The sequence below is a fragment of the Acidobacteriota bacterium genome, assembly GCA_016713675.1.
Lineage (GTDB): Bacteria > Acidobacteriota > Blastocatellia > Pyrinomonadales > Pyrinomonadaceae > OLB17.
On sequence record JADJOS010000001.1, the window covers coordinates 2,307,642 to 2,319,553 of the forward strand.

General features: G+C 53.1%; 9 protein-coding genes and 1 pseudogene. 5 read left to right on the top strand and 5 right to left on the bottom strand.

Translation table 11 applies throughout. From position 1 onward, the window contains the following. Positions 1-47 precede the first annotated feature (47 nt). A complete protein-coding gene (locus tag IPK01_10505; GenBank protein MBK7933914.1) occupies positions 48-1,100 on the bottom strand; it encodes a hypothetical protein in 1,053 nt (350 codons plus the stop codon). A 93-nt stretch (positions 1,101-1,193) separates the two neighbouring features. On the opposite strand from IPK01_10505, the gene IPK01_10510 reads away from it, so the two are divergent. From IPK01_10510 to IPK01_10520, 3 genes are all read left to right on the top strand, one after another. Next, positions 1,194-2,072 (top strand): Fe-S cluster assembly protein HesB, encoded by an 879-nt coding sequence (locus IPK01_10510; protein MBK7933915.1) that lies wholly within the window; start codon positions 1,194-1,196, stop codon positions 2,070-2,072. Between the two features lie 275 nt (positions 2,073-2,347). Next, positions 2,348-2,839, top strand: a complete 492-nt coding sequence (locus IPK01_10515) for a hypothetical protein (GenBank protein ID MBK7933916.1) — start codon at positions 2,348-2,350, stop codon at positions 2,837-2,839. Positions 2,840-3,414: 575 nt separating this feature from the next. After that, the gene (locus IPK01_10520) at positions 3,415-5,091 is read left to right on the top strand and encodes a protein kinase (protein MBK7933917.1); all 1,677 of its coding nucleotides are present in this window, start codon (positions 3,415-3,417) and stop codon (positions 5,089-5,091) included. Here the strand turns inward: IPK01_10520 and IPK01_10525 are convergent. The 3 genes from IPK01_10525 to IPK01_10535 all read right to left on the bottom strand — a co-directional run bounded on the left by IPK01_10525 (position 5,063) and on the right by IPK01_10535 (position 7,385). Next, positions 5,063-5,698, bottom strand: coding sequence for a 1-acyl-sn-glycerol-3-phosphate acyltransferase (locus IPK01_10525; GenBank protein MBK7933918.1), 636 nt, complete (start codon positions 5,696-5,698; stop codon positions 5,063-5,065). The genes IPK01_10520 and IPK01_10525 overlap by 29 nt on opposite strands. A 67-nt stretch (positions 5,699-5,765) precedes the next feature. Beyond that, the gene (locus tag IPK01_10530; protein MBK7933919.1) at positions 5,766-6,536 is read right to left on the bottom strand and encodes a PilZ domain-containing protein; all 771 of its coding nucleotides are present in this window, start codon (positions 6,534-6,536) and stop codon (positions 5,766-5,768) included. 42 nt (positions 6,537-6,578) lie between these two features. Beyond that, a complete protein-coding gene (locus IPK01_10535; protein ID MBK7933920.1) occupies positions 6,579-7,385 on the bottom strand; it encodes a PilZ domain-containing protein in 807 nt (268 codons plus the stop codon). A 173-nt stretch (positions 7,386-7,558) separates the two neighbouring features. Here IPK01_10535 and gyrA point away from each other — a divergent pair. Beyond that, a pseudogene (gene gyrA / locus IPK01_10540) lies at positions 7,559-10,109 on the top strand (DNA gyrase subunit A). A gap of 446 nt (positions 10,110-10,555) precedes the next feature. Here the strand turns inward: gyrA and IPK01_10545 are convergent. Continuing rightward, positions 10,556-10,717, bottom strand: coding sequence for a hypothetical protein (locus IPK01_10545; protein MBK7933921.1), 162 nt, complete (start codon positions 10,715-10,717; stop codon positions 10,556-10,558). A 591-nt stretch (positions 10,718-11,308) separates the two neighbouring features. Between IPK01_10545 and IPK01_10550 the strand changes: the two genes are divergently transcribed. Further along, positions 11,309-11,740, top strand: a complete 432-nt coding sequence (locus IPK01_10550) for a hypothetical protein (GenBank protein ID MBK7933922.1) — start codon at positions 11,309-11,311, stop codon at positions 11,738-11,740. Positions 11,741-11,912 lie beyond the last annotated feature (172 nt).

An 11,912-nucleotide genomic window follows, 5' to 3' on the forward strand; every position in this document is an offset into this window, starting at 1 on the left:
ACGAACTAAGACGCGGCAAGATGCGATTTGGCCGAAAAAAGTTTGAATTAAAACACATTCGGCTGCGGTATCGGGATGTCCGTTCCGATGCCGAACTGATAGGCGTCCCAGTTCCAGTCCGAACTGCGGAAAATGTACCATACACCCGTGCTTGGCCTGAAGACGGCCGGGTCGGACTTGCAGTCGCCGTCATAGTCGCCCGGGACCGGTTTATCGCCGTCGATGCCGAAGGGAACGGTCCACAAAGTGCCGTTCGAGCTGAATTTCATACGCCAGATCAAACGCCCGTTCTCAAATCGTCCGCCGGCGAGATCGGTCTTTCCGTCGCAATCGAAATCGCCCGGCGTCGGAAAGTCCGCATCGAACGGCGTGACGATCGGCGGCTCCGTATAGCCGGCGATCATCGGCGACGGCCATATTTCAAAATGCGAACGTCGCCGCTCAGCAAGATTCCGGACAAATACGGCAGCGTCCGAATAACCGTCGTTATTGTAATCGCCGAGAGCTGGCACCCGCGAAACAGCCGGATCGAAACAATCTTCCGAAATGTCCTTTTGATAGATATTCTCGCCCGCCGCCAGCAAAAAGCCCTGTATGTAACAGCCGTCCTGCGGGTCGCCCTCGACGCGGTAATTGTAAACGCCGAGCTCGAGCGCAGGCGTATCGACAAAATTCCGGTTCACGATCGTGCCGTGGCCGAGATGATAAATTACTTGAGTGTGGCCGGTGCTGCTGTGATTGATCCAATAGTCACTGGCTTCCCACGGGTTTTCGAGGGCGTCGTCCCACGAACGAAAGACCGCAAGGTCCGCCATTCCGTCGATGTCATAATCGGCAACAGCCGGCCGGTCGCCGCCGGCACCGAACGGACGGGCGACGATATCGCCGGTGAGGCTGCTGAGATAATAGAAATAGGATGTTCCGCGGTTGGTCGGCGTCCATTCGCCCATCCGATAGACCGAAATGTCCGTCTTTCCGTCGCCGTCAAAATCGAACAGGACGCTGAGATCCCTACAATATGCGGGTGATGCGTACAACGTGAGGGCTATCAGACCGAACAAGAGAGATAGCGTGAAACTGTGTGGGCGAATCGAGAGCATCTTCGTTTTTTACCTCCAAAACAGGTGTTCCGTTTACGGTCTCGGTTGCGAACTGTTGTATCCTTTCAGTCGCAAACCAAAATTAATTGTGTGATGCCAATAGTAGAGATAGTAACCCCGAACCGCTTTTCGTTCAAACATACGATCCGCAGCCACGGCTGGTACGACCTTTTGCCGTTCGTTATCGACGAAGAGAAAGGCACGCTGAGCTTCGTTTCGGCGGGAGGCGAACCGGTATTTGTCACCGTCAGCGATAATAGCGGCGGCCTCTCGGTCGATGTAAATGCCGATAAGTTTGACCGCGACGCGATCGTTCGCGATGTCCGGCACATACTCAGGCTCGACGACGAAATGGACGCGTTCTATGCCGCGGCCGAAAAGGCCGGGCACGTCGTCTGGGCAGCCGAGGCAAATGCGGGCCGCTTGCTGCGTTCGCCGACTGTCTGGGAAGACCTCGTCAAATCGATCTGCACGACCAATTGCACCTGGGCCGTCACGCGAAATATGACGACCAAACTCGTCGAAGAACTTGGGGAACGGACGAACTGCGGCCGCAAAGCGTTCCCGACCGCGGATGCAATGGCTGGCCGCGATAGCACTTTCTATCGGGACACCATCCGTGCCGGTTACCGCTCCGAATATTTTGCCGAACTCGCCGTCTCGGTAGCCGAGGGCCGCATCGATCCCGAAAGCTGGCTCACCTCCGAACTGCCAACCGCCGATCTCAAAAAAGAGATGAAAAAGGTCAAGGGCGTCGGCGATTACGCCGCCGAAAACCTCCTCAAACTCGTCGGACGCTATGACGGCCTCGCCCTCGACAGCTGGCTGCGTGCCGGTTTTTACAAAAAGCACAACAAAGGCAAAAAGTGCGACGACAAAAAGATCGTCCGCCACTACCGCAAATTCGGCCCCTGGCAAGGCCTCGCCATCTGGTGCGACATGACGGAAGATTGGTTCACCGAAACCCGTTAGTGTCGGTAGCCCGCACGTTAGTAAGGGCTCGATGAAGGACAATTCAAATAAAATAACCCATTCGTCGTGATTTAACACCAGGCCAAAACCCTACTTGACGTATCCCATAACTCGTTTTTGCGTAATAACTTACAGATTATTTTTCTCCTGAGAAATCTCACCTTTTTATCGGCCAAATGCCGTTCGGCTTCGTCTTATGACACAAGCGATATGGTTTCGCTTGATTTATTTTCGGAACGGAATTATATTTTTTGGCAAAAAAAGGAGAAACAGCAATGAAAACAAATTTATTGAGAGCATTCATCGGTCTTGGAGCTATTCTGTTGGTTTTGGGCCTCGCCGACACCGGTAGTGCACAGCGTAACCGCCGCGAATCACGCGGCCGAGCAATGTCCAAGGCTCAGGTCAAGGCGATCATCAACCGCGTCGAGGATCGCGTCGATAATTTCACCAAAAACTTTGACAAGTCGCTCGACCGAAGCAAACTCGACGGCTCAAGCCGCGAAGACTGGCTCATGAAGCGTGCCCGCGATCTCGAATCCGCTACCGACGAACTTTCACGCGAATTCGACCGCCGCGACGCGTGGATCGAAAACAAAGAAGAGGTCCGCCGCTGCCTCAACATCGCCAGCGACATCGACCGCAACATGAAGAACTACCGCTACGGCACTGCGACCGAAAAGAACTGGTCCCGCGTCACCTACGAACTTAACTCACTCGCCGACGTCTACAACCTCGCCAAGGTCGGATCGTCGGTCTACAACTAAAAACGTTCGATCAAATCGACATAACGCGGACGCCATCGTCCGCTTTTCTTTATTTGATCAAGACTGAGCATTGATTGAGTCAACTGAACCGGGAGCGACTCTGAACCCGAGAAGAAAATGCATAGCTGATGGGTAGTGGGGGCCGATGGGATGTTGGAGATCGCACTTTTGAATGGGTATGTTGGGCTGCGATGGGACTTTGGTTTAATTGGACCGCAGCAGCGGCCGGCGACAGTTTTGTACACCCGTTTTACGATTGTCGCTAGGGGTCTTGTTTATTGTCGCTGACCCCGTTTTTACTGTCGCTAGCCCCCTAAAACACTGTCGCTAACCCCCTTAAAAACTGTGGCAGAACGCGTTTTTCGACATTTTCATCAATTTTGTTGATAAAATTGTGGTACGTACCACATTTCAAACCCGAGGCGAAAAATACACGTTTGGTTCACCCCCAAAAACGCGTTCAAAGTGCAAATTTTCGTGTTCACGAAACTTCGCCGAGATGCCTGCCGTATTTTTGTTTAGCCTTGGCGGTTTTGTAGTATTATAGGCGAAATTGGGGTTGAGGACCGGGATTTATGATCGGAGCGGGTACATTTTTACAGCAGCGGTACCGGATCGATAAGCAGATCGGCCAGGGCGGCATGGGTGCGGTCTACGTGGCGACCGACGAGCGTTTTGGCAGTACGGTCGCGATTAAAGAAACACTCTGCAACGACGACCATTACCGCAAAGCCATCGAACGCGAAGCCCGACTGCTCAATAGCCTAAAGCACGTAGCACTGCCGCGTGTCACCGATCATTTCGAAGAGGACAACGGCCTGTTTCTCGTAATGGAGTATATTCCGGGTGAGGATTTTGGGCACGTGCTTGACGAAAAGGCGGCACCGTTCGAGGTCGAACAAGTTCTCACTTGGGCCGACCAATTGCTCGATGCTCTTGATTTTCTGCACACGCAGGAAATGCCGGTCGTCCACCGCGACATCAAACCGCAGAACCTGAAACTAACATCACGCGGCCAGATCATCCTGCTTGATTTCGGCCTCGCCAAAGGCAACCCGACCGATGCCAGCCATAAGACGGCGGCCAAGAGTATCTTTGGATATTCCCGAAATTACGCATCTCTCGAGCAAATACAGGGAACAGGCACAGACCCGCGGAGCGACCTCTATTCGCTCGCCGCAACGCTTTATCACTTGTTGACGGGCGTTGCTCCCGAGGACGCTCTGACGCGGGCAATGGCTGTTCTGAGTCAAAAGAGCGACCCGCTCGTGCCTGCAAACTCGCTGCGGCCCGAGGTTCCTCGCGGCGTCGCCGGCGTGTTGATCAAGGCGATGGACCTCAACGCCAGCGAACGTCCGGCTTCGGCAGCCGAAATGCGGCAGATGCTGCGTGAGAGCGAGAATTATGCTTATCTCGCCGATCCCGTAACGGTTATAAATCCGCCGCTCGATCCGCGCGTTTTCGCTCAGCAGACCAAGATCATGCCCGAGGGTACTCAGGCAGAGCCGATCCGTCAAACAGACATGAAGACCGAAGTTTTGCCTGGTTTTATGTCGGAAGTAACGTCGGTTCGAAATGTAACGACCGAACCCGAGCAGGCACGTTCGCTAGCCGCTGCTCTGCCGCCAAGACCAAAAAGCCGGGCGGCGGCCGCAAGTGCCATCGGACTGCTGCTCGTCGGCGGTTTGGCAGCAGCCGGATTGTATGTAACGAAGCCCGAGATATTCGGCACAGCTCCTGCGGCAAATACGGCTCAATTCGCATCGCCGGCCTCTGACACCTCATCCGGCGACCTGACGAACGCAAACTCAGCATCGGTTTTTGTTAACTCAAATACCGGTGCTTCAAATTCAGCCGCGGCAGCTGAACCCATCACCGAGGCCCCGGCCGTAGCTGAAAAACCAAAGGCAATCGATCCGGCCGAAAAACCGGCAGATCCGTCAAAGGCCGGCAAGGCCACGCCAAAAACGCCTGCTGGCGGGGATGAATTTGTTTTCACGTCACCTGATGCTGACGGCCAAGGCCCCGTCACTATGAGGAAGTCGGCCGACGGCACGACCACGATCATCACTAAAGACGGGACTCTTGTCTCACGCCCGGATCCTCCGCAGCCGGGAATGAGGAAATTGCCGCCGGGATTTGATCCAAATAACATGACGCCTGAGCAGATGCGAAAGCTGCGGACCATCTTAAGAAACCAGCAAAAGCGGCCCGAAATGATGCCTATTCCGCCCGATAAGAAGCCTCAATGATCTCGCGCAATCGATCTGTCCAATACTCGGCATCCTGCGTCTCATCAACCAACAAGAGCGGATGGTAAATTATCTCGACACGCCTGAATAGCCGCGGATATTTACGTCCCTGAGGCCAGATATGATTGCCGCCGCGGATCGTTACCGGAAGCACGGGCACGCCTGCACGCAAGGCGATGTGCATAGCTCCGCTTTTGAATTCAAAGAACTCACCGCTCTCAAACTCCCTCGCACCCTCAGGAAAAATGACAAGTGTCGATCCGTCGTTCAGAGAACGAATTGACTCTTTAAATAACCGTTTGCTGGTGTCGATCGGGTGCTTTACTGGAAAGGAGCCGAGATATTTGATGAGCGGACCGAGGAATTTCCATTCGAACGCCCTATCGTAGGCCATGAACCTAAACCGCCGCTGCATCGGTATACAGATCCACACAGGATCGATATATGTCTGATGATTAGAGGCGATAAGAACAGCACCGTCAGCAGCGGGCGGAATGTTATCCTTTCCTGTAAATCGAATGAACCAGCAACTCTTGCTGATCACGTATGCGATCTTGAGCAGCACCCAAATTACGACCGGCGATGGATATTTGAACGCGTCTTTCACAAATACAAACCGGAGCCAAAGCTCCGGTCTGTCAGGATAAGATTAATGAGGCGGAAACTCAAGAGAGCTAGTTCAGCCCGGGCGAGGCCGCGTTTTCGAATAACACTTTGTGCATCGGGAATGCTTCCTCGACAAACTCCAGATGAAGCATGGGCGGCTGGTTCTCGTCCTTATTCTTCTTGCGGTTTCGGACTTCTGCGATCGCGTAAAAATCAAATTCCTTGCTGGCGACCTTGACCTTGTCACCAACCTCGATATCGAGCGAGCAGGGCACGGAGAGCCCCTTGGCACTGATGTCCTTTGTTTTTGCAGTCTCTTTCGAGGATTCGCCTTTGCCCTTTTTCATTTGGGAGATCGTGACTTCGATCGACTTCCAAAAGCGGGCGTTCTTTCTCGCCTTAAATGCGGTCTGCACCTCGGTGATGACCCAAAGGCCATCCTCGTTCATTCCGCAAAATCGATAGTTCTGCTTTGGGTTTTCTTTGAAGCTCTCGGGTATCTCTTTGCCGATGAATCCTACGCCGACGTGATAAACGGTCGCACCATCGACCGTCACCGGGTTGCAATGCTGAACGAGACCGAGAACAGGATAGAGTTCGTCGTACTTGTTGTAGGCTCGAAGTTCATCTGGCATCGGAAGCACGAGCGAAACAAGCCGCCCCACTTCGCATTTACGTGAAAGAGAAAAACCGGCACCGTTTCGCGAAACTGTGGTGACCGCAGTTACTTCTTTCCAGCTTACTTCAAGGCTTTCTTTTACTTGAACGATTGTCTTTAATTCGGTTGAGACACGAGGGACGCGTCTGTTTTCAGATGTGATCGTATTTGAACTGCTCATAAATTGTGGGTTTTATTTGAGGAGGGTGGTGTCGCATTTGCATCAGTCGATGCCCTGCAGCGGGAAGTGACGGTCAATGAATTCCAGATGGAGTCGGGTGATACCATCGGGGCCGACACGCTTGCCACGGACGACCGATATTATTGTAACATCAAATCGTTCGCTTGTGACACGTAAAAATGACCCGGGATCCAACTCAAATTGTGTGAAAACGGCCGCTCCGCCGAGGCTCAGGTTTTCGGTCACGGTCGTTTCCGAAGCGGTTACATTGCCGGCGTCGTCCAGTATCTCAAGTTTGAGCGATTCGGGGATAAAGAAACGCGTCTGTTTGCGGAGATCCTTCGGCAGATCGCTGTCATCCGCCATCAGGTCAGCGGGAGTCAAGTGCCAAAATCCTTCGCCTTCCTGTTCGCGATGGCTGATGTCATAGAGCCGCGAAGGGTGTTCGCTATAGTCAACCGGCGGTCTTTGGCCGGTAAAAGCAACGCCGATCGCATACGAAGGCTCGGCACGGACCTGCCCCGTCTCGATGCATCGTCGTACCAATGCCCAGATCTTATACTGCGGTTCGCTATAGTCAAAACACCTTAACTGCCGGGGCATCGGAATAGTCAGCAGCACGAGGCGTCCTCGTTTGACGGGCCGTTTCAATGTAAACCCAGCACCAAATGCCGAGATGTCGCTCAAACGGGTGATCTCGTTCCAACTTACCTTAGCGTCGATCTTGACCTCGATACGTACAGGCAACGGCAGCGAGATGCGCTGTATTCGGCGGTTCTCTTTTTCAACAACCGGAACGGCATTTGTGCGATCTGCGACGCGCATCTGTTCTGAGCCTGGAGTATGCATTTTATTTGACTGACGGCCATAGAAACGGGCCGCTTTGGGAACTTCGCCTTGGTTGCGAATCAGGCTCTACGCCTGTATAATTAAGAAATTGTTAAGACGGGCATTGTTCCAGTTTTTTAGTAAGCACGCCTTTATTTGGGGCTCGCTCGTTTCCTTAAAGTTAAATAATCACAATGGATTCACTCTTAGATCGCACACAGATAAATATCGAAGACGAGATGCGCCGATCGTATCTCGATTACGCCATGTCGGTCATAATCGGCCGTGCCCTGCCGGACGTTCGCGACGGTCTCAAGCCGGTTCACCGCCGCGTATTGTGGGCGATGAGCGAGCTTGGCAATACGTACAACAAGCCGTACAAAAAATCGGCACGTGTTGTTGGCGATACCATAGGTAAATATCACCCGCACGGCGATACGGCCGTATATGACACGGTCGTGCGTTTGGCTCAGGAATTCTCGATGCGATATATGCTGGTCGACGGTCAGGGGAACTTCGGTTCGATCGACGGCGATAATGCCGCTGCGATGCGATATACCGAGGTCCGCATGGCTCGGATCACCGGCGACATTCTCGGCGATATCGAGAAAGAGACGGTTGATTTCCAACCGAACTACGACGAGTCGTTATCTGAGCCAAAAGTGCTTCCTACAAAGATACCGTTGCTGCTGGTAAACGGCAGCGAGGGAATTGCGGTCGGCATGGCTACCAAGATCCCGCCGCACAACCTGACTGAGGTCCTGAACGCCACGATCGCGTTGATCAAGAACCCTGAGATCACGCTGAGCGAACTCATTCAGCACATTCCGGGGCCTGATTTTCCGACGGCGGGTTTTATCTATGGGCGCGAAGAGATCCACCGGGCATATGAGACCGGCCGAGGGATCATTCAAATGCGTGCTCGGGCCGTCGTTGACGAGATCGGACGCGGCGAGCGGACGAAGAATGCAGTTGTCATCACGGAACTGCCGTATCAGGTAAATAAAGCAAAGCTGATCGAAAAGATGGCAGAGCTTGTCCATGAGAAGAAACTCGACGGCATCTCTGAGATCCGTGACGAATCGAACCGCGAGGGTATTCGCGTAGTTGTCGAACTTAAACGCGACGCCGTGCCGCAGGTCGTTCTTAACAAATTGTACAAACTAACGCCGATGCAGTCGTCGTTCGGTATCATTTCGATCGCCATCGTCAATGGCCAGCCGAAATTGCTGACGCTCAAGGACATGATCGAGGCGTTCGTTGAGTTTCGCCGCGAGGTCGTTCGCCGCCGTACGGAATTTGAACTGCGCAAGGCTCAGGCCAGGGCGCATATCTTAGAGGGCTTGAACAAGGCCATCGACGCGCTCGACTATATCATCCCGTTGATCCGCAATTCCCGCAGCGTTGACGAAGCGAAGACCTGGCTAACGGCGAATCTCGCAACGACCGGAGAGATCGCCACATGGCGTGGTGTGACGGGCGACAAGCCGAAAGCGACGTTCCTCAAGGAACTTGAGAAGGTTGTAAATCAGCTCGACTTTTCGGACATTCAGGCACAGGCGATCTTAGATCTGCAACTTCGGAGACTGTCGGCGCTTGAGCGGCAGAAGATCCTTGATGAGTATGAGTCGATCATCCGTTTAATAGCAGAGCTCGAGAACATTCTGCAGAACGAGAGCGTCCTGCGTCAGGTCATCACCGAAGAGCTCGAAGAGATCCGCGAACGATTCGGCGACGCGCGTCGGACGGTTATCGTGGACGCCGGCGTCGAACTTAGCATCGAGGACCTCATTCCTGACGAAGAGGTCGCTATCACTGTGACCAACGCGGGCTATATCAAACGCACGCCGGTCGCGGCTTACACCAAGCAAGGACGTGGCGGCAAAGGGCGACTCGGGGCCAAGGCCAAGAACGAGGATTTTGTGGAGCATCTGTTCCTCGCCTCGACGCACAACTTCCTGATGATCTTTACCGACGACGGGCAGGTGTTCAAAGATAAAGGTGCACGAGATCCCGGAAGGCGATACTTCGGCTCGCGGAAAGGCAGTGGTGAATCTCGTTCAGCTTTCGCAGGAGCGCAAACTCGTGGCGGTCATGCCCGTACGAGATTTTAGCGAGGAAATTTATCTGACGATGGTCACGAAACAAGGCGTTATCAAAAAATCTTCGCTCGCCGACTATCAAAACATCCGCGCGAGCGGCATCAATGCGATCAACATCGACGAAGGCGACGAGCTGCTCGACATTATTCGCACGGACGGCAAGTGTCAGATATTTATCGCGACGCATGACGGCATGGCGGTGAGATTTAATGAGAGCGACGTGCGTCCGATGGGGCGTGTCGCACGCGGCGTTCGCGGCGTTAACCTTCGCCCGGGCGATTTTGTGGTCAGCGTTTGCGCGGTCTCGCAGGCGGGAACCGAGATGATGCTCAGCGTTTCGGAGAAAGGTTTCGGCAAGCAGACGACGGTCGACAGCTATCGCCTGACGCGCCGCGGCGGAAAGGGCGTTATCAATATGAAGACCACCGCCAAGACCGGCAAGGTCGTCGCCGCCTTCCCGATCCAGCCCGACAGCGAGATCATGATCATCACGCAGCAGGCCAAACTAATTCGCCTGGGCGTTGACAAGATCCGCGAGACCGGCCGCTCGGCACAGGGCGTCACGCTGATAAAAACCGGCGACGACGACCTCGTCACCAGCGTCTCGCTATTGGCGGCTGATAACGACGAGGGCGAGGAATAACCTCCGTATCAATTGCAACGTTTTTCAAAGCGTTGAAACATTCAAACAGGATCCCGGCTTTGGCGAATCATCACCAAAGCCGGGATTTCTTTTGCCTACCCATCTAAGGAGCACCGTAGATAACGGCTCGGTCTGAGAAGTGCGAGGTGTTAGTGGCGGCGACGGCTCGGAACTTGTATTCGTATATCTGCCCGGGCAGAACGGGCCGGTCGATCCGCGTTGAGGAGTGTTTTTTGGGAAGACCAATCGTGTATTTTTCACCTCCGTGTTCGAATTGTGGTACGTACCACAATTTGATCAACAAAATTGATGAAAATGTCGAAAAAACGCGTTCTGCCACAGTTTTTAAGGGGGGTTAGCGACAGTGTTTTAGGGGGCTAGCGACAGTAAAAAACGGGGTCAGCGACAATAAAAAAGGGCTCAGCGACAATCCGTTTTTGGACGAATCAAAGCTGTCGCTGGCCTTGTCGGAGCCCGAGTTCGAGCGAAAAGGCCTTTCTGTGCTTTCCGACAAAAACGGTGATAACGAAGAAATTGACCAAGCCGATGAATTCGATCAAATTCGAAGCCCAAACATCGCCTCGGCCGCATAAGAACAGCCCAAACATCTAACCCCGCCCGCCGGCCACCGATGAGACCGGTGGATCCGACCGCTTTGACGACACGGACGACAGTGATAGGCCGTCAAGAACAAAATGCCCGGACAAAACACGTTCGAAATGTCGAAAAAAGGCTCTTTTGCAACAGGCGATGGTCAAGTGTAATATGAGGATCGCAAAAACGCTGGCCTGACATAGCTTTCAAGGAGCATTAGGATAGGAGCATATAGGTATGAGGATCGTATTTTTAGTTCTTTTAGTATCTGTACTACACGTGCAGTGTCAAAATCTTGATGACGACGGGTGGAAGGGGTTGACGCCATTGAAAAGTGACGAGAAGGATGTGGAAGCTCTATTCGGTAAAGGTGAGCACGATAATCTTGGGAATACAAGATTTCGGCAGGATGCCGTTATCATCGAAGTGGTCTTTTCGTCTGGTGCCTGCACGGATAGACTTAACGGCCGCTATTCAGTTCCAGCGGGCAGCTAATTGGTTCAGTTCAAGAGCCGTCGAGCTTTACCTCAGTTCAAGCGTAGCGAATACAAAGTTAAATTTGATGATAGGGGTCGTTCCTGCTTTATTGCGTTTCTCAGCGGTCCGTGACGAGTTACAGCCCGATAATAAATGCTGACGGCGATGGTGATCTGGCTGAGGACGAAGTTGCGACCGGGACGATCTTTGACGGAGTGGGGCGTGTGTTAAAGGCAATGAACGGGGTCAGACACCGCGATTCTTTCCGCTCGACGGATAGTGCGATCACATACACCTACAACCTCGGCGATGCGATGATCGAGCAGCAGTATCCGAGCGGAATAGTTGTGAAGAACACGCTCGATTCAACTACAGCAGGCGGACTTGGTTATGCCTCTTTCTTAAAGGGCAGGGCCGGCGATTTGAAGGGCAGATATTCTGAGTTCTACTTAGGCCAACCCGATTATTTTGGGAAGTGCTGGAGTTTTAATGAATTACCCCATTACCTTAATTATTTTTCTCCTGGGTTTCACAGTGGCGATGCCAAATCCGAGTACTGAGTTTTCGGGTTATTCGACAGTTCGAATAAAGATAATAGTCACCGATCCATTGGGTGCACGGCTTTCGACTGTACAAATTCGGGTCGCGTGCGGCAAATCCAAAAAAAGCTACTGACTGACGAGTTTGGTGTTGTTGAGGTGAAATTGCCTGATGGAAAATGTGAAATAGAGC

Excerpts from the sequence above, each read along its gene's own strand:
- IPK01_10505 (MBK7933914.1), bottom strand. The coding sequence starts at position 1,100 with ATGCTCTCGATTCGCCCACACAGTTTCACGCTATCTCTCTTGTTCGGT.
- IPK01_10510 (MBK7933915.1), top strand. The coding sequence starts at position 1,194 with ATGCCAATAGTAGAGATAGTAACCCCGAACCGCTTTTCGTTCAAACAT.
- IPK01_10515 (MBK7933916.1), top strand. The coding sequence starts at position 2,348 with ATGAAAACAAATTTATTGAGAGCATTCATCGGTCTTGGAGCTATTCTG.
- IPK01_10520 (MBK7933917.1), top strand. The coding sequence starts at position 3,415 with ATGATCGGAGCGGGTACATTTTTACAGCAGCGGTACCGGATCGATAAG.
- IPK01_10530 (MBK7933919.1), bottom strand. The coding sequence starts at position 6,536 with ATGAGCAGTTCAAATACGATCACATCTGAAAACAGACGCGTCCCTCGT.
- IPK01_10535 (MBK7933920.1), bottom strand. The coding sequence starts at position 7,385 with ATGCATACTCCAGGCTCAGAACAGATGCGCGTCGCAGATCGCACAAAT.
- IPK01_10545 (MBK7933921.1), bottom strand. The coding sequence starts at position 10,717 with ATGTTTGGGCTGTTCTTATGCGGCCGAGGCGATGTTTGGGCTTCGAAT.